Here is a 23,171-nt window from a genome sequence, read left to right on the forward strand (position 1 = left end):
GGGTCGGGGCGTCATCATCCCGGCGAGGTGAAACGACCCTCGTTCACCTGATCCGGATGATGCGGGTCGCACGCCTCGCGGGCAGGGTCGCGGATGGCGTCACGCGTCGGATCGCGTCCGATGCGACGGACGCCGCCGGAACCGGACCGACCTTCCCGAGGAGCACGTCGTGACCACGCCCGATCGCCACGCCCGCGCGACCCTGCCGATCCCCGACCAGCCGCCCACGGGGTTGACGACGTACGACGCGAAGGACCCGGACACGTCCTACCCGCCGATCGAGCCACTGCGTCCGCCGGCGGGAGCGCCGAACGTGCTGGTGGTGTTGCTCGACGACGTCGGGTTCGGGGCGTCGAGTGCGTTCGGTGGACCGTGCAACACCCCGACCGCGGAGCGGCTGGCGGCCGGTGGCCTGCGCTACAACCGGTTCCACACGACGGCACTGTGTGCGCCGACGCGGCAGGCCCTGCTGACGGGGCGCAACCACCACTCGGTCGGGATGGGCTCGATCACCGAGACGGCGACGTCGGCGCCCGGCAACAGCTCGCTGCGGCCCAACACGAAGGCGCCGCTGGCCATGTCCCTGAAGCTCAACGGGTACTCGACGGCCCAGTTCGGGAAGTGCCACGAGGTCCCGGTGTGGCAGGCGTCGCCGCTGGGGCCGTTCGACGCCTGGCCGTCGGGCGGCGGCGGGTTCGAGACCTTCTACGGGTTCATCGGCGGCGAGAACAACCAGTACGACCCGGCGCTGTACGACGGCACGACCCCGGTGGAACCGCCGACGACCCCGGAGGAGGGCTACCACCTGACCGAGGACCTGGCGGACCGGGCGGTCGCCTGGATGCGCCAGCAGAAGGCGCTGATGCCCGACAAGCCGTTCTTCGTGTACTTCGCGCCGGGTGCGACCCACGCCCCCCACCACGTCCCCAGGGAGTGGGCCGACAGGTACGCGGGCCAGTTCGACGAGGGCTGGGACGTGTTGCGTGAGCGGACGCTGGCACGCCAGAAGGAACTGGGGGTCGTCCCCGCCGACACCGAGTTGACTGCGCGGCACGACGAGATCACGGCGTGGGACGACATGCCGGACGAGCTCAAGCCGGTGCTGGCGCGCCAGATGGAGGTTTACGCCGGCTTCCTGGAGCACACCGACCACCACGTCGGCCGGCTCGTGGACACGCTGGAGGACCTCGAGGTCCTCGACGACACGCTGGTCTACTACATCGTCGGGGACAACGGTGCCTCGGCCGAGGGCACCATGAACGGCGCGTTCAACGAGATGGCCAACTTCAACGGCATGGCCGCACTCGAGACACCGGAGTTCATGCGCTCGGTCATGGACGAGTTCGGCTCACCGGACTCCTACAACCACTACTCGGTCGGGTGGGCCTGGGCGATGAACTCGCCCCTGCAGTGGACCAAGCAGGTCGCGTCGCACTGGGGCGGGACCCGCAACGGCACGATCGTGCACTGGCCCGCCGAGATCGACGACGCCGGTGGCCTGCGTGACCAGTTCACCCACGTGATCGACATCGCCCCGACGATCCTGGAGGCGGCCGGCCTGCCCCAGCCGACCTCCGTCAACGGCGTCCAGCAGGCCCCCATCGAGGGGACGTCCATGCTGTACACGTTCGACGAGCCCGACCAGCCCGAACGTCACGACCTGCAGTACTTCGAGATGTTCGGCAACCGCGGGATCTACCACCGGGGCTGGACCGCGGTCACCAAGCACCGCACCCCATGGGAGATGGTCAGTGGGAACGTCCCGGCGTTCGACGACGACATCTGGGAGTTGTACGCACCGGACGACTACAGCCAGGCCCGAGACCTGGCGGCCGACGACCCGGACCGGCTGGCCAGGCTGCAACGGCTGTGGCTGATCGAGGCCACCAAGTACAACGTGCTGCCCCTGGACGACCGCACCGCCGAACGGCTCAACCCCGAGGTGGCTGGCCGACCCACCCTGGTGCAGGGTGACTCGCAGCAGTTCTTCCCCGGCATGGGGCGCCTGTCGGAGAACAGCGTGGTCAACATCAAGAACCGGTCGTTCTCGATCACCGCCGAGGTCGACGTCCCCGAGGGCGGGGCCAACGGGGTGATCATCGCCCAGGGCGGGAAGTTCGGTGGCTGGACGGTGTACTGCAAGGACGGCCACCTCGCGTTCACCTACAACGTGCTCGGCATCCACACCTACCGGACGACTGCAGACACGCCCGTCCCGGTCGGCAACCACCAGGTCCGCATGGAGTTCGCCTACGACGGGGGCGGTCTCGCGAAGGGCGGTGACGTCACCCTCTACCACGACGGCGAGCAGGTCGGCGCGGGGCGGGTCGACCAGACCCACCCGATGGTCTTCTCGGCCGACGAGACGACCGACATCGGCTACGAGTCCGGCACGACCGTCAGCCCCGACTACACCACCGCGACCAGCCGTTTCACCGGCACCCTGCACTGGGTGCAGCTCGACGTCGGCCAGGACGACCACGACCACTACATCGACCCCGACGAACGTCTCCGGATCGCGATGTCGCTGCAGTAGCGACCCGGCGCGCTGGTGCGGTCCGGGAAGGTCACCTAGAGTCGTCGCCGAGCTCCGGACGTGGGAACGCGTCCGTGGCGATCGACTCCAGGGACCAGGGTGGACCAGCACGCGATCGCGACGACGCTGGCGGCTGGACCACTTCGGCTGTCGGCCTCGAAACTGCGTCCACCGGTCCTGCGACCGGGCATCGTCACGCGCTCGGCGGCCCTCGACCAGCTCGACCACTCGTCGTCCTGGTCCGTGTTGACCGTGGTCGCCGGTGCGGGCTACGGCAAGAGCACGGTCCTGCACCAGGTCGCGGACCGGGTGCCCTGTGGCACGGCGTGGCTCACGCTCGACGGCGAGGACAACGACCTGACGGTCCTGCTGGCCTCCCTCGCGATGGCGGTCGCGGAGATCGGCCCACTCGACCCCGGCGTGCTCGAGCAGCTGGACACCGCGTTCCCACCCGTCGCCCAGGTCACCCGTGCGATCGTCACGGCACTGGTCGACGGCCCCGATCCCACACTGCTCGTCCTCGACGACCTGCACGTGCTGGCCAACCCGGCCTGCCTCGACGTGGTCGACACGCTGCTGCGCCAGGCCACGCCTTCGGGCCGTGTCGCCGTCGGCAGTCGCCACGAGGTCGGCCTCGCGGTGCCGCGGCTGCGGGCCGAGGGTCGCCTCGTCGAGCTCGGAACGGACGAACTGGCGATGGACCCGGGTGAGGCGGTCGAGCTGGCGGCCGGAACCGGGGTCGAGCTCGGGGAGGACCAGGCCGTGCGAGCCGTCGCGTCGACCGAGGGCTGGCCGGTCGCGCTGTACCTGGCGGCGCGTGCTGGCTCCCGGGGATCCGACGTTCCGGTCCTGGCCGACGAGCCGGGGCACGAGCGAGCCGTCGCGGAGTACGTGCACGCCGAACTGCTGTCGACCCTGGACGCGGACACCGTTCGGTTCCTGGTCCGGTCATCGGTCCTGGAGCGGATGTCGGGGTCGTCCTGCGACGCCGTGCTGCGCACGTTCGGGTCCGGGGACCGCCTGCGCGAACTGACCGAGTCCAACCTGCTGGTGGTGCCGCTGGACGAGGAGCGGACCTGGTTCCGGTACCACCAACTGTTCCGCGACCTGCTCCGCACGGAACTGGACCAGCGCGAACCGGACCTGGTCGCGCAGCTCGCGGGTCGCGCCGCGGACTGGTACGAGGCACAGGGCATGGCCGACGAGGCGGTCGAGTACGCGATGGTGGCGGGTGACCGTGACCGGGTCGCCGACCTGGTGGGCGACCGCGGCCTGTACCTGTATCGCTCGGGCCGCCTCACGACGATGGAGCGCTGGTTCGACTGGTTCGACAGTGGGGACTTCCTCGATCACCACCCCATGGTGGCCGTGGCCGGTGGCTGGACGGCCGCGTTGCTCGGCGACGCCACGGTCGCGGAGCGTCGCATGCGGGCCGCCTCGCGGGCCCGGCCGTTGGACCATGACGGCGACGACGAAGTCATCGACGGGCTGGTCGCGTTGCTGCGTGCGACCGTCTGTCGGGACGGCCTGGAGTCGGCGCTCGAGGACGCCCGACGAGCCCATGCAATGGTGCCGTCGGGGCATGGGTGGCGAGGAACCACCCTGGCCGTGCTCGGGCTCGTCCATGCGGTCCGGGGGGCACCCGACGACGCCGAGGAGGCCCTTGCCCACGCCATCGCCGTGACACGGGACCTGGGGGCGGCACCGGCGTTGTCGGTGTCGCTGGCCGAGCGGGGGCTGCTGGCCCTGGCCGACGACGACGTCGCGGGAGCCCGGGCCATGGTCGGCGAGGCCCTGGAGATCGTGGAGGGCCGGGCCCTCGAGGAGCACACCACCAGCGGGATCGTGTTCGCCGCGGCTGCCCGGATGGCGGCCCGTGACGGGGACCTCGACCGGACACGACGCCTGGCCACGCGTGCCCAGTCGGTGCGTCCACGGCTCAACCACGCCGTCCCGCACCTGGCCGTGCAGACGCGCCTGGAACTGGCCGCGGCGGCCCTGGCCCTGTCGGACACGGCCGGTGCGCGGACCCTGCTCCGGGAGATGGACGACATCGTCCGCCTGCGTCCGGGACTGGGTCGACTCGAGTCCGAGGTGACGGGCCTCCGCGACCAGCTGGCGGACCTGCCCATGGGACTGCTGGGTTCGTCGAGCCTGACGACCGCCGAGCTTCGCCTGCTCCCACTCCTGCGGACTCACTTCAGCTTCCGGGAGATCGGCGACTCCCTGTTCCTGTCACCCAACACCGTCAAGACGCAGGCGATCTCGATCTACCGCAAGCTGGGCGTGACGTCCCGGAGTGACGCGGTCGGGCGGGCCGTCCGGATCGGCCTGCTGGACGGTTAGGCGGTCAGGACTGGACCGCGTCGTCGATGCGGTGTCCCGCGTCCTCCAACTCCTTGGCGAGGCGGTCGTAGTCGCCGGCGTCGATCGCCCGGTCCACCTTCTTGGCCGACTTCGCCAAGGCCTTGTCCACCCGGTCCAGGTACGTGTCCTCCAGCACGACGACGACCGCCGACGACCCGGGAGGCAGGGAGTCCTGCAGGTCGACGCTGAGCTCGTTCTCGTGGTGGCGCTTCATCAGGGCCCCGATGCCCGCACCGATGCCGGCGCCGGCTGCGGTCGCCAGCAGCAGCGGTGGCGCGAACAGGCCGACGGCCAGGCCGACCAGTCCGCCACTGACGGTGCCCGTCGCCACCTCGCCCGTGCCGTGTTGGTCGACGGTGACCTCACCATCGTCGTCGCGGCTGAGGACGACTGCCGAGAGCACCATGAGGTCGGTGCTGCGCTGGGCGTCGTGCAACGCGTCGTAGTCGGTCCGTGCGTCGGACTCGTCGGTGTAGGTGGCTACGTACAGGACCAGGTTGTCGAGGGCCATGCTGGTGCTCCAGGGTCGAGGGTTCGCGAGTGGTGGTTCGTCGTCCGATCAGCCGTCCTCGGACAGCTCGGACTGGACGTCGGACAGTTCGGACTGGACGTCGGACACGGCGCCGTCGACCTCGGATCGGGCGTCGTCGACGTTGGACTGGGCGTCGTCGATCTCGGACATGGCGTCGTCGACGTTGGACTGGGCGTCGTCGATGTCGGTCGTCGGGGTCGAGTCGTCATCGCTGCAGGCCGCGGACCCGAAGGCCAGTGCGCCGGCGAGGACGACTGCGGCCGCGCGGTGGGTGGTCGGGGCGGTGATGCGCATGGGACGTGTCCTTGGTCTCGACGGTCGTGGGGGAGTCCCGTGGGCGAGGGACGACGGAGTCCGCCCTGCGTGGTTGGGCCCAGGTACCGGGACGGTACGGGTGGTCGTCGTCGCCGGAATCACCCCCATCGGATGAACCGTCCCCTGGTCGCGTCGGCCAGCGTGCTCATCCGATCCGGGGGATGCTCGCCGCGGCGTCGGGCCCTAGGGTCGCGGCGGCGCCGCTCGTCCGTGAGGGTGCCCCATGCCGAGCAGGGACCGTGCCATGATCCACGCCCACACCTCCGACGACGACGACCTCGCCCCGGCCTATGCCGGTCGACTCAACCAGGCACCCATCCCACGTCACGAGCTGCCTGACGGGGAGAACTCGCCGACGGCGGTGTATCGCCTGATCCACGACGAGCTGCTCCTGGACGGCAGCTCCCGGCTGAACATGGCCACGTTCGTGACGACGTGGATGGAGCCCGAGGCCGACCGCCTCATGGCCGAGACGTTCGACAAGAACATGATCGACAAGGACGAGTACCCGCAGACCGCCGAGATCGAGCGTCGCTGTGTCAACATCGTCGCGAACCTGTTCCATGCGCCAGCCGACGGGGATGCGATCGGGGTGTCGACCATCGGTTCGTCCGAGGCCGTCATGCTGGCCGGCCTGGCGATGAAGTGGCGCTGGCGCAAGGCCCGCGAGGCCGCCGGAGCGCCCACGGATCGGCCGAACATGGTGATGGGCTCCAACGTGCAGGTCGTGTGGGAGAAGTTCTGCCGCTACTGGGACGTCGAGCCCCGGTACGTGCCGGTGACCACCGACCGGTTCGTCGTGGACCCCGACGAGGTCATGGCGCGGGTGGATGCCGACACGATCGGGGTCATCCCGATCCTGGGCACGACGTTCACCGGCGAGTTCGAGCCCATCGAGGAGATCCACGACCGGGTCGTGGCCTTCAACGACGAGCACGACCTGGACGTGCCGATCCACGTCGATGCCGCAAGTGGCGGCTTCGTGGCGCCGTTCATCCATCCCGACCTCGCCTGGGACTTCCGCCTGCCGCAGGTCAAGTCGATCAACGTGTCGGGCCACAAGTACGGCCTGACCTATCCCGGCATCGGCTTCGCGATCTGGCGCTCGGCCGACGACCTGCCCGAGGACCTCGTGTTCCACGTCAACTACCTGGGCGGGGACATGCCGACGTTCACGCTGAACTTCTCCCGTCCGGGCAACCAGGTGGTCGGCCAGTACTACAACTTCGTCCGACTGGGTCGCGAGGGCTACACCCGCATCATGGAGGCGCTGCGCGACGTGGCCATGCACCTGTCGAGCCACATCGCGGCCATGCCGGCGTTCGAGGTGATCAGCGACGGCAGTGCCATTCCGGTCCTGTCGTTCCGGATGGCCGACGACCAGCCCTTCACGGTGTTCCACGTGTCGGAACGGCTCCGTGCCGGGGGGTGGCAGGTCCCTGCGTACACGATGCCCCCCGATGCCGAGGAGGTGGCGGTGCTGCGCATCGTGGTCCGGGAAGGGTTGAGCATGGACCTGGCCAACGGGCTGCTCGAGGACCTCGACGATGCGGTGGCCCACCTGCAGGCCGACCCACCGTCGCACCCACCGGAGCCGGCCCCCTTCAGCCACACGTGACGGCCTGGGGGGTGCCGGCGTGAGATGGCGTCGACGTCTCGGGTGGGATCCCGGCCGCGGCACCTGGCGGGTCGCCGTGCTGTTCATGGTGGGATCGCTGTTGTTCGCGATCGGGTCCTTCCCCGTCTACGGAATGCTGGTGTCGGCCTCGACCGTGGGGCTGACCTTCTTCGTGGGGTCGATCGCGTTCACCATGGCCGCTGCTGGTCAGTTCGCCGAGGCGGTCGCCGATCGACGTCGGGTCGGCCCCGAGTCCGGTGGTGGCGGTTCAGGAGGCGCGACAGGCCTGGCCGTGTGGGCGGGCGTCGTCCAGCTCCTCGGCACCTTGCTGTTCAACCTCAGCACCGGGGACGCGCTGCGAGACAACCTGGACGTGGCAGAGGTGAACCGGCTGGTGTGGGCCCCCGACGTGTACGGATCCGTCGCCTTCCTCGTGGCGAGCGCGCTGGCCTGGACGGCGGTCTGCGGTCCACGATGGTGCCGACGTCCCGATGACCCGGACTGGTGGATGGCGGCGCTCAACGCGCTCGGGTCGGTGTTCTTCATGGTGTCCGCGGTGGCGGCGCTGACGCTGCCGACCACGGGGCAGGCGCTCAACCTGGCCCTCGTGAACAGTGCGACCGTCGCCGGGGCGCTGTGCTTCCTGGTGGGGGCCTGGCTGCTGCTGCCCGACGATGACCGGGCCGCACGGACCTGACCGCGGCAGTCGACGCGGGTCACCTCGATGGTCCTGCACGACGACTCATGCGGACCGGGTGATGACGGTGGTGGCCCGCGGCGGAACCCTGTCGTCACCTGCTGCGAGTTCCCGTGGCGGGCCCGAGGAACGATCGAGTACAGGAGCATGCCGATGGCAGCCTTGACCGTGTGGAAGTTCGACGACGCCGACGAGGCGGAGCAGGCGCGTGACCAGGTCCTCGCACTGCAGAAGCAGGAGCTGATCTCGGTGCACGACGCTGCGGTGGTGACCTGGCCCGAGGGTGCCAAGAAGCCCAAGACGAAGCAGGGCGTGTCCACCACGGGCGCCGGGGCCGCCGGCGGCGCCTTCTGGGGCCTGCTCTTCGGCCTGATCTTCTTCGTCCCGTTGTTCGGCATGGCCTTCGGGGCGGCGATGGGTGCACTGAGCGGGTCGCTGACCGACTTCGGCATCGACGACGACTTCATCGACGGCGTCCGCGACAAGGTCACGCCCGGGACGTCGGCCCTGTTCCTGCTGTCGAGCGGTGCCGTGGTCGACAAGATCCACGAGCAGGTCGACCTGTCGCACGCCGAGCTGCTGAGCACCAACCTCAGCGTGGAGGACGAGCAGGCACTGCGGGAGGCCTTCGCGGAGTGACCCGCCTGGTGGTCACGGTGGCCCGGGCAGGCGCACGTGTGCCGGGGTGAGGTCGTCGACGTCGGTGACGCCCATCAGCTGCAGCGTCCGGGTCATGTCCGTGCGCAGCAGCTCGAGCACCCGGCGGATCCCGGCCTCGCCGCCCGCCATGAGCCCGTAGAGGTAGGCCCGTCCGACCAGGACGGCTCGGGCGCCGGCCGCGATCGCGGCGACGACGTCCGCGCCGTCGAGCACGCCACCGTCGAGGTAGATTTCCGCCCGGTCGCCGACGGCCGCCGTGACGTCGGTGACCTGCAGCATGGGTGTCGGCGCCCGATCGAGCTGGCGACCACCGTGGTTGGACAGCACCAGGGCATCGGCGCCCCGCTCGACGACCTCGCGTGCGTCGTCGGGTGTCTGGATGCCCTTGATGACGAGCGGCCCGTCCCACCGCTCGCGCAGCCAGCTGATCGCGTCGAAGGTCACGGTGGGGTCGAACATCGCGTCGATCAGCTCGGCGACGGTGCCGTCGAAGCTGGACAGGGTCGCGAACTCCAGTGGCTCCGTCGTCAGCAGGTCGCCCCACCAGCGTGGGTGCAGGGCCATGTTCAGCAGGCTCGTCGGGGTCAGCCGGGGCGGGATGGTCAGTCCGTTGCGAACGTCCCGCAGACGGGCGCCACCGACGGCCGTGTCGACCGTGAGCATGAGCGCCTCGTACCCGGCTGTCCGCGCGCGCTCCACCAGTGCCTCGGTCGCGTCGCGGTCCTGCCACACGTACAGCTGGAACCATCGTCGCAGGTCGGGCGCCGCCCGGGCGACCCCCTCGGGTGTCGTCGTCCCCATCGTCGACAGGGTGTAGACGACGTCGTGGGCCGCGGCGGCGCGGGCGACGGCGGTCTCCCCGGCGGTGTGCATCATCCGGGTGAACCCGGTCGGGGCGAGGATGACCGGCATCGACGTCGGCACGCCCAGCACCTGCCGCTCGAGCGAGACGTCGGCGACGTCCCTGAGCACGGCGGGCTGGAACTCCACGTCACGGAACGCCCTGCGTGCGCGTCGCAGGCTGGTCTCGGTCTCGGCCGCCCCGTCCACGTAGTCGAACACCGGCCGTGGCGTCCGGCGCCGGGCGAGCAACCGGAGGTCGCGGATCGAGGCGGCTGCAGCCACCTTCGCCTCGGTCGTCAGCGCGGGCGGTCGCATGCCCGCCAATGGGCGCACTTCGGACCACCGTGGCAGCCGGCGTTGCATCGTGACCCCTGTCGATCGCCCGTCGTGGGCCCCCACGAGGGTGGGCGAATCGTCCGCCATGGTCGTCTCGTCACCGGGGGGATTGGTCGCCGACCCTAGGCGTGGACCTGACGTCGCCGCCCGTGGTCCGACGTCCCGCGCTGGCGTGCGGGAGGGCGTCGGCGGCCTGTGACGGGCGGCGGCTCAGACCTGCGCGATGTCCCGGCCGTGGGCCGTCAGTGCCCAGATCACCGCCACCGACGCGGCCAGGAACACCGTCGCCCACAGGGGAGACAACGGCATCCAGGTGAAGGCGACCAGGGCGGCGAGGGACGCCATGACCACCCCGACGGTGCGTGCCCAGACGAGGCCGACGAACACCCCGAGGCCGGCGGCGCCGATCACCGTGCCCAGGACGAGGTGGATCCATCCCCACGTCGTCGGGTCGAACTGGAACAGGTACTCCTGGGTCGCCACGACGGCCTCGTCGCTGAACAGGGCCACCAGCCCGGACAGGATCCACCACGTGCCCTGGATCACCAACAGGACACCGGCGAACCCCGCCCATCCGACCGCCCACTCGCTCCAGCCGTCGTCGATGACCCCGTCGTGGTCACCCTGCACGGGAATGTCGCCCATGTCGCGTCCTCACACTCGTCGACGACGGGATCATGCCCATTGGCGGGCGACGTGGCGTCACCCCGACCGGATGAAGTCCCCCGGGATGCGTCAGGCGGTCGGCCCACGGTCGGCGGTGTCGACGACCTCCTGGCACAGGTCGTGGAGCCGGACGTTGGTCGAACGCGCCCGGTCCCGGAGCAGCTGGAAGGCCGCTGCCGTGGTCACCCCCCGACGCGCGGCGACGATCCCCTTGGCCTGCTCGATGATGACCCGACTGTCGAGGGCGCCCTGGAGCTGGTCGACCAGGGTGCTGGACTGGGCCAGGGCGTCGTGGTTGAGGATGTAGCCCGAGGCCATGTTCGCCAGCAGTTGCCCGGTGGAGATCTCGTCGTCGGTCCAGTCATGCGGATCGTGCTGGTAGAGGTTGAGGGCGCCGATCCGGCGGACGTGGGTGGGCATCGGCAGGCCGGCCACGGCCCGGCAGCCCTGGTCCATGGCGGTCTCGCGGTACTCCGGCCATCGACTCTCGTCGGCCAGATCGTGCACGGTCACGGCCTCGCCCGTGTGGTACGCCTCGTGGCAGGGACCCTCGCCCCCGGACTCCTGCTGGGCCTCGATGACCGCGACGTCGGCGTCGGTGGCCGCGACGAACGACAGGTCCTCGCCGTCCTGGGCGATCGACACGCCGGCGCCGTCGACCCCCAGGACGTCCACGACCTGGTCGGTCAAACGGTAGAGCACGTCACCGATCTGGTATCGGGTGAGCAACGCCGAGGCGTAGTCCTCGAACGCACGTCGCAGTGCCTGCTGGTCGATCATGGTTGGAGCCTCGGGTGGTGTGAGCCCGTGTCGGGCCACCTCAACGCCCGGGGGTCCGGTCATCGACGTGGACAGCCAAGTTGGCTGTCGAGGCGGGGCCGTTCGGCTTCTTGCGGGTCGGTCCTGCGCCTCGTCCCCACCCTACACCTGCGGGGTGGGGCGGGACGGACGGATCTCCCGGATTCTGGGGGTTCGGCAGGGTTTGGGCACTGGGCATGTGGGGAAGGAAGGGAGTCCACCTGACGAGGATCAATGATGCGGGTCGTGGTGACGGGCGCAACGGGCAACGTGGGCAGTGCGGTCGTGGCGGCGCTGGTCGCGCGTGGCGACGTCGACGTCGTCGGGGTGGCGCGACGGTGCCCCGACTGGCAACCGGGCGCCGTCGAGTGGCGGCAGGCCGACGTCGCCTCGGACCCACTCGATCCGCTCCTCGCCGGGGCCGACGCCGTGGTCCACCTGGCGTGGCTGATCCAACCGGTACGCGACGTCCCGGCCCTGCACGCCGCCAACGTCTCCGGCACCAGGCGGGTGGCCGAGTCCGCCGCCCGGGTCGGGGTCGAGGCGTTCGTCCACGCGTCGTCGGTCGGGGCGTACGCGCCCGGTCCGAAGGACGACCCCGTCGCCGAGGACTGGCCGGCCACCGGCGTGCCGGGTTCGCTCTACTCGCAGCAGAAGGCCCAGGTCGAGGGCTGGCTCGACCGGTTCGAGCAAGGCCATCCCGCCCTGCGCGTGGTCCGGATCCGCACGGGCCTGGTGTTCCAGGAGGGGGCGGCCTCCGAGATCGCGCGGTACTTCCTCGGCCCGCTCCTGCCGTCCCCGCTGGTGGCGAGGATGGTCCCGATCGTGCCGGCGAACCCCGAGCTGGCCTTCCAGGCGGTGCATGCGTCCGACGCCGCGGACGCCTACGTCCGTGCCGCCCTCGGAACCGCCCGGGGTGCGTTCAACGTCGCCGCCGACCCGGTGCTCCGTGGAGCCGAGCTGGCCAGGTCCCTGCACGCCACGACCGTCACCGTCCCGCCCGGCGTGCTCCGGGCGGCCGCGGCAGCCACCTTCCGACTGCACCTGCAGCCGACGTCGCCCGGCTGGGTCGACCTCGCCCAGGCGGTGCCGGTGATGGACTGCGCCAGGGCACGCGTCGAGTTGGGGTGGCATCCCGCCCGTTCGGCGACCGGGGCGCTCGACGACCTGGTCGCGGGGTTCGCGGACCGCGCCGGGATGGCCACGCCGCCCCTGCGTCCGGGCGGCGGTGGACGGCTCATGACGCCCGAACCGTGGCCGACCCAGCCGGAGACGGCTCACTCGCCGGGACGCGCATGACCGCGGACGCGACGATCGACGAGGGGGTCACGGTCTGCACCCTCACGCGCGACCGCACGTCGCACCTGGTCAACCAGGTCCACGGGCTCCGCGCGTCCCACCGTGCCCCCGCCGCCCACGTCGTGGCGGTGATGGGTGGCGAGGATCCCCGTCCACACGTGCCGGCGACGCCGTGGGAGACCCGGTTCGTCCGGGTCCCGACCAGCCGACACGAACTCCCGCTTGCCCGGGCCCGCAACGTCGCCGCCCGGGCCGCGGACACCGAGGCCCTGGTCATGCTGGACGTGGACTGCATCCCGTCGCCGGGACTGGTCGGCGCCTACGCACGGGCGCTGGGTCGGTTCGACGGGATCGTGATGGGCGAGGTCCGCTACCTCCCCCCGGGTGACGTCGACGTCGCCGGCCTCCGGGACGACCCGGGGCGCGCCCACCCCTCCCGGCCCCGGCCCCCGGCGGCGGACGTGCTGCGGACCACGGACGACTGGCACCTGTTCTGGTCGTTGTCCTTCGGGGTGCGACGCTCGACCCTCCTGGATCACCTCGACGGGTTCGACGTCGGCTACGTCGGGTACGGGGCCGAGGACACCGACTTCGCCCTGCGGGCCCACCGCGCCGGCGTGCCGTTCGCCTGGTTGGGCGGCGCTCGTGCGCACCACCAGTACCACCCAACCTTCGACCCGCCGGTCCAGCACCTCGCGTCGATCGTGGTCAACGCCCACCGCTTCCACGATCGTTGGGGGCGCTGGCCCATGGAGGGCTGGCTGCGGGCGTTCGCCGCGCGTGGCCTGGTCGACTGGGATCCGCAACGGGGACGACTGCAGGTCGTGCGTGCGCCCGACGAGGGCGACCTGGCGAGCGCACGTCAGGACACCGCCGTGCCTCGCTGACGAGCATCGTGCACCGCGGCGGCGTAGACCGCGGCGTGGGCCGCGAGGAAGCCCTCCCGAGCGGCGATCCGCTCGGCGATGGGCACGGCGGGTGCGGGCCCGTCGAGGGCGATCGCGCACAGCACTGCACGGAGACGTTCCGGGTCGACGCGGCCGTCCCGCACTGGCACGAGCCGGCAGGGCGCCTGGTCGCCGTAGTGGCCGACGTCGGTCGCCACCACCGCCACCCCCAGGTCGGTCGCCAGTTCCAGCAGGCCCGAGTGCGTTCCCCACGCGTAGGGCAGCACCAGCACGTCGGCCGCCGCGATCCGCCGGCACAGGGCCCGATGGTCCAGGCGGGGACCGACGGTCAGGTGGACGTGGTCCCGGTTCGCGGCGCGCTCGACCGCCACCCGGTCCGGGGCCTCGGCGTGCAGGTGCATGTCCAGCCGGACGGGCGGCTCGTGCGGGTTCCAGGTGCCCACGACCTCCAGCGGGGTGCGCCAGTCCAGGTTGGAGCGCAACGACTTCGCGAGCAGGAACAACCGCAGCGGTCGATCGCCGTTGGAGGACCGCTCGCGGCGACGTCGCCATCTCGCGATCCGGCCCACCGGGAGGATCGGTGGGTGCGGCACGACCACCGCGACCCGTCCCCACCGCTCCGCGATCCGGGTCGCCGCCCCCGGGGTCAGGGTGACGACCCGCGTGGCGTGCTGGGCCAGCAGGTCGAGGTGGGCGGCGTCGTGTGCCTCGTCGCGGGTGTGGGGGTTGCGCAGGTCGTGTGCGGTCCAGACCACCGGCGTGCCGTGGGCGAGGTGAGCCTCGAGCACCCGTTCGAAGGTCCCGGCCGGGTACTGCTCCCAGCCGAAGTGGAAGTGGGCCAGGTCCCAGTCGTCGGCGTGGCGGTCCAGCCATCCGGGGTCGTGGAAGTGCGGCAGGCGTGGCCACGGCTCGTCACGGTGGACGAGCATGGCGACCTCGCCGTGGAGCTGGTCGACGTAGTCGTGGCGCGGGGGATACGACAGGACCCGGGGTCGGCTCATGGCGTGTACCGGTCCGCGAGGTCCTCGAGCCACCGCGCCGTGCGGGTCGCGGCCGCCGGGTCGGCCACCGCGGCGAGCCGCGTCGTCGGGCGCCGTCGTGCCCGCTGCACGATCCCCGGCCAGGCCGCCGGTTCCGGCCAGCCGTCGAGCACCTCGGCCACGTCCAGGTCACGCAGTCGGGCCGCCTTCCGAAACTGTTCGTCGAAGGGGCGCCGCTGGGGGATGCACACGAACGACCGGGCCACCAGCGACGCCTCCATGATCGTGTTGTGACCTGCGGACCCCACGACGACGTCGGCCGCGTCCAGCCAGGGGAGGGGGTCGTCGACCCAACCCGTGGTCGACAACAGGGGCGCGGCGCCGGGGAGGTCGCCCACCACGAGCCACCGGTGGTCGGGCGTGGCGCGGGCCGCGGCCTCGACGTCGTCGGCGTGTGGCTGGCCCCCGCCTCGCCCGAGCAGCAATGCCACCCCGGTGGTCGCCGCGTCCCAGCCCAGGCGATGACGCGCCGTCGCACGCGTGGTGCGGGACCGGCGCGATCGGTCGTCCGGGTCCGACGTCCCGGGCAAGGTGCGACCCAGTCCGCCGGCGTACCAGGTCCGGCGCCGGACACGCTCGGGGACGTCGGGCTCCTCCAACTCCGGCCCGAACGGCGCCAGCAGGGCGACTGCACCGTCGTAGGCCGCGCGGTGGCCGGCGTCCCAACGGGCACCGTGTTGGCGCACGACCACGGTCGGGACACCCATGAGCCGGGCGAGCTGGGCGACCTCCGAGGACACGTCCACCACCAGCAGTGCCGGCGCGGTGTCCGCGAGGACCTGCGCGATCCGGGCCATCCTGCGACGCAGTCCCGGCACGCCCGCCGGGGCGTAGTGCACGTGGTCGGGCAGGGGCGGTTGCGCGTCCAGCTCCGATGGGCCGTCGTCCCGCGGCAGGAACACCAGGTCGGCGTGGCGCGCGAACGTGTCGTGGGCGGAGGCGGCACTGGTGAGCACGGTCACGTCCGCCTCCAGCGCGTCGAGCACGGCGCGGGTCCGGGCCGAGTGCCCGTGCCCGTGGTGGTGGACGTAGAAGGCCAGGCGTCGGGTCACGAGAGCATGCCTTCGTACAGGCGCTCGTAGCCATCCACCATCGCGTCGAGGCTGAAGTGCTCCTCGACGCGACGCCGGCAGTCGACCCGGGCCAGCTCACGGGCCTGGAGGGCGGCACCGGCGAGCGCCGCCACGTCTCCGGGCGGGGCGAGCCGCCCACACCGCCGTGTCAGGATCTCGCCGGTCGCCCCCCGGTCGAAGGCGGCCACCGGCGTGCCGCAGGCCAGCGCCTCGGGGACGACCAGTCCGAACGGCTCGTCCCAGCACGGCGTGGCCAGGTGCACGCCCGCGGCCCCGACGACCTCCGCGAGGTCGGCCTGGGGCAGGTGGCCCAGGTAGGCGTCACCGGGTCGCAGCCGTGGGAGGACGTGGTCGTGCAGGTAGGTCGGGTCCGGGGGCCCGGCCAAGTGGATGCGCAGCCCGGCCGCGTGGGCCGCGTCGATCGCCAGGTGGGGGCCCTTCTCGGGGACGATCCGCCCGGTCCACGACGCGCAGTCGGGGTCGCCGTCGGGGCGGAACGGCCATGCCGTCGGGTCGACGCCGTTGCGGATGATCCGGTGGACGGGGACCTGCGTCCAGGCGCGGGCATTGTGCTCCGACACCGAGACGAACGTCACGTTGGACACGTCCGTCGCGGCGTCGACGGCGCTCTCGATCCAGGGGGTCGGGGGCGTGTGCAGCGTGGTCACGAGCGGTGCCGCCAGCCCGTTGGCCATGGCCACCGGCAGGTAGTGCAGGGAACTGTTCTGGACCAGGTCGAAGTCGCGCTCGGGGAGACGCAGCATCAGGTGCAGGTAGGCGTGGTGCTCCGCCATGAACCGGTCCGTCAGCATGGAGGGGTCGATGCTGGCGGCCTCGCTCAGGTCCAGCTGGCTGGCCCGGGGGCACAGGGCCTCGACCCCGAGTGCCGGGTCCGACTCCGCTGCCGCGAACACGGTGACCTCGTGGCCCCGACCGCGCAGGCCGGTCGCCATGGCGTGGGTGTGCATCTCGAGCCCACCGGCGAAGGGCTCCCGGATGGGATGGCGCGCAGAGGCGATGATGCCGATGTGCATGCTGGTTCCTCGCGATGAAGCGACCACGGGGCCGGAGACGGCGCCGTGCAGCATGGTGATACCCCCCTCACGGCGCGCCAAACCGTCCGTGCGCGGGGGCCCCGATGGGTCAGTGGTGGCCGAGGGCCGCCCGGTACAGCCGGTGGTGGGCGTCGGCCACCCAGCGCCGCTGTTCCCGCCGCACCTCGACCGGCACGGGAGCGGGCCGTCCGGCGACCACCGCACGACGGATCGCCGCCGCGAGTCCCCCGACGTCCAGCCCTGCGTCCTCGCTGGCCGGGAACAGCTGGTGGGCGCCCTGGTCGCGGTAGCCGCCCACGTCGGGGGCGACCACGGCGGTGCCGAGGTCTCGACACGCTTCGAGCAGGCCCGAGTGGGTCCCGAAGGCGTACGGGAGCACGAACACGTCGACCTGGGCGAGGTAGGCCCACAACTCGTCCTCGCCGAAGTAGTGGTGGACGTGGAGCTCGATCCGACTGTCGGCTCGCGACACCAGCGCCAGCAACCGCTCGACGAGCGCGGCGTCGTGGTTCTGGCTGGCCGGGTCGAGCACGTCACAGTGGACGTCCACCCGGCCGCGGATGCCGTCGCCCACCGCTGCGAGGAGTCCGTCCAGGGCCTCGTGCGGTCGCATGTTGGCCCGCAGGCTCTTGAGGTGGAGCCCGACGACGGCGTCGCGGTGCACGACCCGAGTCCGTCGCGCCATCACTTCCAGTGGCACGACGTGCGGGTGGGGCAGGACCGTGGCCGACCGGGCGTGCAGGTCCAAGATCTGCTCGGCCGCCCACGGGGTCAGGGTGATGACGGCGGCCGCTCGCCGCAGCAGGGTCTCCAGCCCGGCATCGTGGAGCTCGGGGGTGGGGTGGTTGGGGTTGCGCAGGTCGTGGCAGGTGTAGACCAGCGGGATCGCCGCGGTGTCGAGGACGTCGCAGACCGCCTCGAGCTGTTCGACCGCGTAGTACTCGAACCCGAAGTGGACGTGGAGGACGTCGAAGGAACCGGTGTGCTCCCGGAGCCATGCCGGGTCGAGGAACAGCGGTGTGCGGTGGTCGTCGCCGCTGGGGTCGGTCACCTGGACCACGCCGGGGTGGCGTAGCGCCCGGACGTAGCGATGTGTCGCCGGCACACACGCCACGCGCAGCGGCGGCCGAGTGCCGGCGTGGGCCTGGCCGGTCGGGGCGTCGTCCACCCTCACCGCGGCGGACCCTCGCTGGGTGTGCATGGGGCGGGCGGTCACGGTGCCACCGCCCCGGACGGGTCCGGGTCCACGCCGAGGGTCCGCAGGTCGTCGTCGTCCAGCAGCCATCGCCACTCCTCGCAGCGGGCGGGATCCAGCGGCTCCGGCGGCCGGAGTCGCCGGACGGGCAGTCCCAGCGACCGCTGGAGCATCGAGGTGGTCTCGCCCGGCGCACGGACCAGCCGCTCGTGCTCGACCGTGGCCACCACGGTGCCGGGACGAGCGCGCTCGAACTCGTCCAGGTGGTCCTCGACCCGACCGTGGAACTCCGCCAGCACCCGCACGTCGCCACCCGGGAACGTCCGGGCGGGGTCGAACTCGTCGGCGCGATCGGCCGGGACGAAGTCCCAGCACGCGTCGGGCGCCTCCGGCAGGTGGTGGAGGCGGCCGTGGTCGCGCAGTGCCCGATCCCACAGGCGACCCAGGCTCGCAACGGTGGGCAGCATCCCGCGGCGGGTCCGGACCACCCGGGCGCCGGGCAGCAGCGCGAGCATGAAGGGGAGTCGGTGCCAGAAGTGGGGACTCTTGACGACGACCAGGTTCCGACGTGGGACGTCGCGGTCCCGCCGCATGCGCGTCAGCCCGGCCCGTGTCCGACGCGCCATCGAGGGGGAGGCCGCCATGGCGTGGAGTGGCGGACAGGCGACGTCGTCGGCGCCCGGCGCTCCCCAGGGAAGGCCGGTCCACGCCGACCAGTCCTCGGCCAGTTCGAACCCGAGGTAGTCGACCTCGGAGTGGGAGTCCAGCAGCCTCGCGACGAGGGTGGTGCCCGTCCGCATGGCCCCGACCACCAGGACGACCCCGGCATGGTGGAGCCGGGACGGCCCGTCGGTGGCGTCCCCGGCCCGATGGTCGGACGACCGGCCGTCCCCGTGGACGGTCTGTGCCCCTGACCGTGGTTGGTCTGTCGCCAATGTCGTTCCTCGCCCGCTGCAGGTCACCACCACGGTCCGGTTCGTCGTGGCGGGAGCGGGGACTACCCGGCCGCCCGTGGTGCCAAACCCCGACCGCCCGTCGGGCCGAACCCCCACCGGTCGGACGGGGTTCCGGGTTCCCGTCGGGGTTTGCGCCCGCCCGGCTGCGGGAAGACCCGAGCTGACGGTGGGACCGGCGTCGCCGGTCCGCCCCGGACGGCAGACCGACTCTGCCCCTCCCCGATGCCGAAGGAGTCATGATGTCGGCCACCGACACCACCGAGCACGGCCAGTCCACCGGGACCAAGGACGCCCACTACGACCTGCTGTGGTTCACCCAGGCCTGCCTCGACAACGCGTTGCGCCTGGAGCAGTACGTCGCGGACGCCGAGGACAACGGCGACGAGGAGCTCGCGGACCTGTTCCGCCGGGCCCGCGCCGACAGCCGCAAGGGCGCCGAGCAGGGCAAGGACCTGCTGCGCCAGCGACTCGGGTCGGGCAGCTGAGCCTGCTCCGGCCGAGCCATGCGGTCCGGGTCCCCGAGTCTCGGGGACCCGGGCCGTTGTCGTCGCCGGCAACGGACACTGCGATGACCTGGGCCAAACCAGGCCCCGCCGGGACAACTGGGCCAGGAGCTGTCCGTGCCGATGCAAGTCGAGCAGGCCATCGGCTGACCGACCACGGACGGTGCTCAGTCGTCGCCGAGCACGTCCGACTCCCAGTCCCAGCCGTGCTGGCTCGTGAAGGCGACGAGCAGTGCACGGCGACGTCCGTGCGTGGTGGTGGGATCGCCCCCGGCGTGGTCGTCGCCATGGGTGTCCGTGGCGGGGCCGGGCATGCGGGGTGGTTCCTCGGCAGGCACGACGAAGGTTCCCTGGAGCGTGCCCAGGAACACGGTCCTGGCGTGGTCCCACCTGGCCCAGGTCCATGGGTCGGGCCAGTCGGTCGTCTGGCTGCGGAGGAGCTCGATCCCCTCGTCCACCACGGCGAGGCTGGGGGCCAGTGCCGTCCGGCGGTCGCTGCTGTGGAAGTAGTGCAGGACCGGATAGGCCAGGTGCTGTTGTGCGAGGTGGTGGACGCGTGAACTGGCCTCCTCGAGCACGGTCCGCGCCACGGCCGGCGGAAGCCCGTCGGCGTTGCGCGCGACGTCGATCGGGGTCGCCCCGAGGGCGTGCAGGTCGGCGGCGAGGCTGCGCTTGTCGACGACCGCGTTCACCACCGAGATCACGAAGGAGATCCCGAGGCTGGCCAGGACGAACCCGCTCATCGAGGCGAGCACCTCCGCGATCTTCCATCCGTCGCCGACGGTCTCGAGGTGGCCGACACCGAGCGTGGTGATCGTGTAGCCCGCGAAGTACACCGCGTCCCAACCCGAGGCCCGTGCGCCGGTCTCGCTGGAGACCAGCGCGTCGCCCCCGGCGAGGAACACCAGGGACCACCCGGCCCACACCATCATGATCCACCACAGTGCCAGCAGCGCGAGGAGGATCGGACCGACCAGTGCCAGGGCAGCGTGACGACCTCGCAGGACGCGTCGTGCTGTCTTCCAGCCCAGTCCCACCAACCGGTTCGACGCCGAACTCCGGCCGACGTCGAATGCCAGCGCCGTCGCGCCGACGTCCAGCACGGTCACCACCAGCAGCGCCAGTCCCGTCAGGAGGAGGGCGACGTTCACGACCTGCGATCCTCACCTCGGCCATCGCGGGGAGGAGCGAGGAGTTCACCCACCCCCCGTGGGGTCACACCGACGTCCTGCCCCGATCGGCGATGCGACAAACACCACCGTGTACGTGGGTGGGGATGGTCGTGGCCGACGAGTACCTGCCGTAGCACGGGCGCTTGGACGCAGGGGGGCGCCGGACGGGCTCAGGGGTGGCGGAACCCGACCACCCGCAGGTCGAGGTCGTCCGGCTCGGGACGTGGGCCCGTGAAGAACAACCCGACGGAGGCCATCGATCCGGCGGACAGGTGGTCGACCTCGGCCCGCGACGGCGGGCCCGGGTCGTCCGTCCGGTGGCCCTCGACCAGCACGGCCTCGGCGGGTGCACCCCCCACGTTCGACACGTCCACGCGGACCAGGGACGTGTCGGCGTCCACGACGCTGACCTCGGTGACCCGGAGCTCGAAGCCCGGGGGCTCCCGGCGGGTGGTCAGCCCGACGACCACCAGCACGGTGACGAGCACGATCGCCAGGAGGGCGCCGACCCCGGCCATGGCCCACTCGGCCGGCGGCGTCGAGGAGCCGAAGGACACGGGGTCACGGCCCGACTGGTCGTCGCCGTCGAGGTCGTCGCTCACAGGACGAGCCGGGCGGCGCCGGCACCGAACGATCCCGGGACCGCGAGGACCACGGCCTCCACCAGGACCAGCCGGACGCCGGCCCCGTCGGTCTGGCCGAAGGTCCACAGCAGCGCGAGGCAGACCGCCAGGGTGATCACGTATCCGACGACCGTGTACCCGAGGAAGACCGACCAGAACGGTGCGTCGGAACGATGCTGTCCACGGAAGCCCAGGGAGTAGACGATCGCGTGGAGGCCGGCCATGGAGGCGACGGCGACCAGTGCTCCCTGCAGGGCCCCCACCCGTCCGGCCAACAGCACGACCTCGGCCGTGGGCGCCACGCTGAAGGCCAGGAGCGCACAGCCGACCGCCATCAGGAGCAGTTCGTAGCGGTAGCCACCCAGCTGACGCTGGTCGCCACCGGTTCCCGCCACGAAGTGGCTGCGTGCGATCGCGGCACCCATGCTGGCCGGAACCGACTGGATCGCGACCAGGCCAGCGAGCTCGCGGACCGTACGGCCACCGTCCAGCACGCCCACCACCAGCATCGCCGCGAGGGACGTCGCGACGCCGATCCCGAACGCGACCAGCGCGTCCGCGACGTGGTCGGCCAGTCCGAGTCCCTTCCCGTCCCGGAACCCCAGGTAGCGCACCAGCACCACGAGGACCGGCAGCGACAGCAGGACCAGGCCCGCCAGCCGCAGGGGCGGCAACACGACACCGAGTTCCCACATCTCCATGGTCATCACCAGGGGGAGCCCCAGCAGCAACGCACCCGCGCCGGCGCGGGCCGCGCCACGCCCCAGTTCGTGCGCCTGCGCCTGGTCCGACCCCACCGGCCCTCCTGCGGATGCTCGGGTGGGCAAGGCTAACCGGCAACTGCCTGCTGCATCCCTGCCGGTCGCCCCGAGTCCCCGCCCCGAGATCGCGGGCGTCGCGAGGGGAGGACCCGACCGTTCGGTCCCTTGACAGGTTGCACGCCCCTGCGCCATGTTGGTGGGGTTCCTCCCAGACCCCGGGAACGCCTCCCCGCGGGCCGGTGGCAGATCCGGTCGCGCGGCCCCCGCGCTCGTCTGGAAGGAACATCGTGGTGTCGACCCCCCGCCCCGGTACCCGCACCCCTCACCCGGCTCGTCCGGTGTCCGATCGCGCCACCGTTGGCGCAACGCGGCTCGAGTCCTCGTCCCTGGACGACCTGGATGCGTTCCGGACGTGGCAGGAGACCCGCGACCCGGCGATCCGGGACGAACTCGTGATGCGGCACCTGGGCCTCGCCCACGCCATGGCGCACCGCTACGCGTCCCGCGGGATGGATCCCGAGGACCTGCGCCAGGTCGCCGTGGTGGGGCTCATCAAGGCGATCGACCGCTTCGATCCCGACCACGGCACGGCGTTCTCCTCGTTCGCGGTGCCCACCATCCTCGGCGAGGTCAAGCGCCACTTCCGGGATCGCGGCTGGACCATCCGGGTGCCGCGCCGCCTCCAGCAACTGCGCCGCGAGGTCGAGCGGTCGCGCCGCAGGCTCGAGCAGGAGCAGGCGTGCACGCCACCACCGTCCGAGATCGCGGAGGACATCGACGAGCCTGTTCGTGACGTGATCGAGGCCATGGACCTCGGCAGCTGCTACCAGCCGTCGTCGCTCGAGGCCCGACGGCGACCGGACGTGCCGGACGGCTCGGTCGCGTCCGCCGAGACTGCCTGCGATCGCGCAGAGGTCGAGCGACTCCTCGGCCAACTGCCCGAGCGCGAGCGCCGGATCTTCGTGCTCCGCTACTACGCCGGCCTGACCCAGCAGGAGATCGCCGACCGGGTCGGCATCAGCCAGATGCATGTCTCACGGCTCTTGCGGGCCGGCATCCGGGACCTGCGTGAGTCCGCCGCCTGACCGGGTCCCGCTCCTCGTCGGGATGCCTGACGTCGTCCGACCGCGCAGTGCCTACCCTGTGCTCCGCCAGCCTGGGAGCAGCGATGAGGACGGAACGGTCCGACCCCGCCCGGGCGTCGGGGAGCAGCTCAGC

At 71.8% G+C, this 23,171-nt stretch carries 22 protein-coding genes; 9 read left to right on the forward strand and 13 right to left on the reverse strand.

The window, feature by feature from the left end:
* Nucleotides 1-169 precede the first annotated feature (169 nt).
* Together KR546_RS02335 and KR546_RS19535 are read left to right on the forward strand one after the other, a co-directional pair.
* The gene (locus tag KR546_RS02335) at nucleotides 170-2,536 is read left to right on the forward strand and encodes a sulfatase-like hydrolase/transferase (RefSeq protein ID WP_238443093.1); all 2,367 of its coding nucleotides are present in this window, start codon (nucleotides 170-172) and stop codon (nucleotides 2,534-2,536) included.
* 99 nt (nucleotides 2,537-2,635) lie between these two features.
* A complete protein-coding gene (locus KR546_RS19535) occupies nucleotides 2,636-4,882 on the forward strand; it encodes a winged helix-turn-helix domain-containing protein (RefSeq protein ID WP_238443094.1) in 2,247 nt (748 codons plus the stop codon).
* Nucleotides 4,883-4,886: 4 nt separating this feature from the next.
* Here the strand turns inward: KR546_RS19535 and KR546_RS02345 are convergent, their stop codons facing one another.
* Together KR546_RS02345 and KR546_RS02350 are read right to left on the reverse strand one after the other, a co-directional pair.
* Nucleotides 4,887-5,414: a DUF1269 domain-containing protein gene (locus KR546_RS02345; RefSeq protein ID WP_238443095.1), complete on the reverse strand. Its 528-nt coding sequence runs from the start codon at nucleotides 5,412-5,414 to the stop codon at nucleotides 4,887-4,889.
* Nucleotides 5,415-5,462: 48 nt separating this feature from the next.
* Entirely contained in the window at nucleotides 5,463-5,729 is a 267-nt protein-coding gene (locus KR546_RS02350; RefSeq protein ID WP_238443096.1) for a hypothetical protein, read from the reverse strand.
* 265 nt (nucleotides 5,730-5,994) lie between these two features.
* On the opposite strand from KR546_RS02350, the gene gad reads away from it, so the two are divergent.
* The 3 genes from gad (at nucleotide 5,995) to KR546_RS02365 (ending at nucleotide 8,704) form a co-directional block, all read left to right on the forward strand.
* Nucleotides 5,995-7,368 carry a glutamate decarboxylase gene (gene gad, locus KR546_RS02355; RefSeq protein ID WP_238443097.1) on the forward strand — a complete coding sequence of 458 codons (1,374 nt, stop codon included), beginning with the start codon at nucleotides 5,995-5,997 and terminating at the stop codon, nucleotides 7,366-7,368.
* A 19-nt stretch (nucleotides 7,369-7,387) separates the two neighbouring features.
* The gene (locus KR546_RS02360; protein ID WP_238443098.1) at nucleotides 7,388-8,065 is read left to right on the forward strand and encodes a hypothetical protein; all 678 of its coding nucleotides are present in this window, start codon (nucleotides 7,388-7,390) and stop codon (nucleotides 8,063-8,065) included.
* A gap of 153 nt (nucleotides 8,066-8,218) precedes the next feature.
* Nucleotides 8,219-8,704 carry a DUF1269 domain-containing protein gene (locus KR546_RS02365; RefSeq protein WP_238443099.1) on the forward strand — a complete coding sequence of 162 codons (486 nt, stop codon included), beginning with the start codon at nucleotides 8,219-8,221 and terminating at the stop codon, nucleotides 8,702-8,704.
* Nucleotides 8,705-8,716: 12 nt separating this feature from the next.
* Here the strand turns inward: KR546_RS02365 and KR546_RS02370 are convergent, their stop codons facing one another.
* The 3 genes from KR546_RS02370 to KR546_RS02380 all read right to left on the reverse strand — a co-directional run bounded on the left by KR546_RS02370 (nucleotide 8,717) and on the right by KR546_RS02380 (nucleotide 11,350).
* Nucleotides 8,717-9,931: an alpha-hydroxy acid oxidase gene (locus KR546_RS02370; RefSeq protein ID WP_238443100.1), complete on the reverse strand. Its 1,215-nt coding sequence runs from the start codon at nucleotides 9,929-9,931 to the stop codon at nucleotides 8,717-8,719.
* Between the two features lie 183 nt (nucleotides 9,932-10,114).
* Entirely contained in the window at nucleotides 10,115-10,549 is a 435-nt protein-coding gene (locus KR546_RS02375) for a DUF7144 family membrane protein (RefSeq protein ID WP_238443101.1), read from the reverse strand.
* A 90-nt stretch (nucleotides 10,550-10,639) separates the two neighbouring features.
* A complete protein-coding gene (locus KR546_RS02380; RefSeq protein WP_238443102.1) occupies nucleotides 10,640-11,350 on the reverse strand; it encodes a GAF and ANTAR domain-containing protein in 711 nt (236 codons plus the stop codon).
* Between the two features lie 252 nt (nucleotides 11,351-11,602).
* Here KR546_RS02380 and KR546_RS02385 point away from each other — a divergent pair, with 252 nt between their 5' ends.
* Nucleotides 11,603-12,667 (forward strand): NAD-dependent epimerase/dehydratase family protein, encoded by a 1,065-nt coding sequence (locus KR546_RS02385; protein WP_238443103.1) that lies wholly within the window; start codon nucleotides 11,603-11,605, stop codon nucleotides 12,665-12,667.
* A complete protein-coding gene (locus KR546_RS02390) occupies nucleotides 12,664-13,554 on the forward strand; it encodes a glycosyltransferase family 2 protein (RefSeq protein ID WP_238443104.1) in 891 nt (296 codons plus the stop codon). Before KR546_RS02385 ends, KR546_RS02390 begins: the two co-directional genes overlap by 4 nt.
* On the opposite strand, the gene KR546_RS02395 is transcribed toward KR546_RS02390, so the two are convergent.
* From KR546_RS02395 to KR546_RS02415, 5 genes are all read right to left on the reverse strand, one after another.
* Entirely contained in the window at nucleotides 13,530-14,576 is a 1,047-nt protein-coding gene (locus tag KR546_RS02395) for a glycosyltransferase family protein (RefSeq protein WP_238443105.1), read from the reverse strand. The genes KR546_RS02390 and KR546_RS02395 overlap by 25 nt on opposite strands.
* Entirely contained in the window at nucleotides 14,573-15,667 is a 1,095-nt protein-coding gene (locus KR546_RS02400) for a glycosyltransferase (protein ID WP_238443106.1), read from the reverse strand. The genes KR546_RS02395 and KR546_RS02400 overlap by 4 nt, the downstream gene beginning before the upstream one ends.
* Nucleotides 15,664-16,722 carry a glycosyltransferase gene (locus KR546_RS02405; protein WP_238443107.1) on the reverse strand — a complete coding sequence of 353 codons (1,059 nt, stop codon included), beginning with the start codon at nucleotides 16,720-16,722 and terminating at the stop codon, nucleotides 15,664-15,666. The genes KR546_RS02400 and KR546_RS02405 overlap by 4 nt, the downstream gene beginning before the upstream one ends.
* Nucleotides 16,723-16,831: 109 nt before the next feature.
* A complete protein-coding gene (locus KR546_RS02410) occupies nucleotides 16,832-17,959 on the reverse strand; it encodes a glycosyltransferase (RefSeq protein WP_238443108.1) in 1,128 nt (375 codons plus the stop codon).
* Nucleotides 17,956-18,990, reverse strand: coding sequence for a sulfotransferase family protein (locus tag KR546_RS02415; RefSeq protein WP_338019074.1), 1,035 nt, complete (start codon nucleotides 18,988-18,990; stop codon nucleotides 17,956-17,958). Before KR546_RS02415 ends, KR546_RS02410 begins: the two co-directional genes overlap by 4 nt.
* Nucleotides 18,991-19,133: 143 nt before the next feature.
* Here KR546_RS02415 and KR546_RS02420 point away from each other — a divergent pair, with 143 nt between their 5' ends.
* Entirely contained in the window at nucleotides 19,134-19,379 is a 246-nt protein-coding gene (locus KR546_RS02420) for a hypothetical protein (RefSeq protein WP_238443110.1), read from the forward strand.
* 185 nt (nucleotides 19,380-19,564) lie between these two features.
* Here the strand turns inward: KR546_RS02420 and KR546_RS02425 are convergent, their stop codons facing one another.
* From KR546_RS02425 to KR546_RS02435, 3 genes are all read right to left on the reverse strand, one after another.
* Nucleotides 19,565-20,548: a potassium channel family protein gene (locus KR546_RS02425; RefSeq protein WP_238443111.1), complete on the reverse strand. Its 984-nt coding sequence runs from the start codon at nucleotides 20,546-20,548 to the stop codon at nucleotides 19,565-19,567.
* A 191-nt stretch (nucleotides 20,549-20,739) separates the two neighbouring features.
* Nucleotides 20,740-21,171 (reverse strand): hypothetical protein, encoded by a 432-nt coding sequence (locus KR546_RS02430; protein ID WP_238443112.1) that lies wholly within the window; start codon nucleotides 21,169-21,171, stop codon nucleotides 20,740-20,742.
* On the reverse strand, nucleotides 21,168-21,989 hold the full coding sequence (locus KR546_RS02435; RefSeq protein ID WP_238443113.1) for a TIGR02587 family membrane protein: 822 nt from the start codon (nucleotides 21,987-21,989) through the stop codon (nucleotides 21,168-21,170). Before KR546_RS02435 ends, KR546_RS02430 begins: the two co-directional genes overlap by 4 nt.
* A gap of 302 nt (nucleotides 21,990-22,291) precedes the next feature.
* Here KR546_RS02435 and KR546_RS02440 point away from each other — a divergent pair, with 302 nt between their 5' ends.
* Entirely contained in the window at nucleotides 22,292-23,038 is a 747-nt protein-coding gene (locus KR546_RS02440) for a sigma-70 family RNA polymerase sigma factor (protein WP_238443114.1), read from the forward strand.
* The last annotated feature ends 133 nt before the right edge of the window (nucleotides 23,039-23,171 follow it).

Source organism: Salsipaludibacter albus (assembly GCF_019798055.1).
GTDB lineage: Bacteria > Actinomycetota > Nitriliruptoria > Nitriliruptorales > Nitriliruptoraceae > Salsipaludibacter > Salsipaludibacter albus.

Coding starts and splice junctions, on each gene's coding strand:
- KR546_RS02345 (WP_238443095.1), bottom strand. CDS start 5,414: ATGGCCCTCGACAACCTGGTCCTGTACGTAGCCACCTACACCGACGAG.
- KR546_RS02405 (WP_238443107.1), bottom strand. CDS start 16,722: ATGCACATCGGCATCATCGCCTCTGCGCGCCATCCCATCCGGGAGCCC.
- KR546_RS02395 (WP_238443105.1), bottom strand. CDS start 14,576: ATGAGCCGACCCCGGGTCCTGTCGTATCCCCCGCGCCACGACTACGTC.
- KR546_RS02350 (WP_238443096.1), bottom strand. CDS start 5,729: ATGCGCATCACCGCCCCGACCACCCACCGCGCGGCCGCAGTCGTCCTC.
- KR546_RS02385 (WP_238443103.1), top strand. CDS start 11,603: ATGATGCGGGTCGTGGTGACGGGCGCAACGGGCAACGTGGGCAGTGCG.
- KR546_RS02380 (WP_238443102.1), bottom strand. CDS start 11,350: ATGATCGACCAGCAGGCACTGCGACGTGCGTTCGAGGACTACGCCTCG.
- KR546_RS02375 (WP_238443101.1), bottom strand. CDS start 10,549: ATGGGCGACATTCCCGTGCAGGGTGACCACGACGGGGTCATCGACGAC.
- KR546_RS02365 (WP_238443099.1), top strand. CDS start 8,219: ATGGCAGCCTTGACCGTGTGGAAGTTCGACGACGCCGACGAGGCGGAG.
- gad (WP_238443097.1), top strand. CDS start 5,995: ATGATCCACGCCCACACCTCCGACGACGACGACCTCGCCCCGGCCTAT.
- KR546_RS02390 (WP_238443104.1), top strand. CDS start 12,664: ATGACCGCGGACGCGACGATCGACGAGGGGGTCACGGTCTGCACCCTC.
- KR546_RS02420 (WP_238443110.1), top strand. CDS start 19,134: ATGTCGGCCACCGACACCACCGAGCACGGCCAGTCCACCGGGACCAAG.
- KR546_RS02370 (WP_238443100.1), bottom strand. CDS start 9,931: ATGCAACGCCGGCTGCCACGGTGGTCCGAAGTGCGCCCATTGGCGGGC.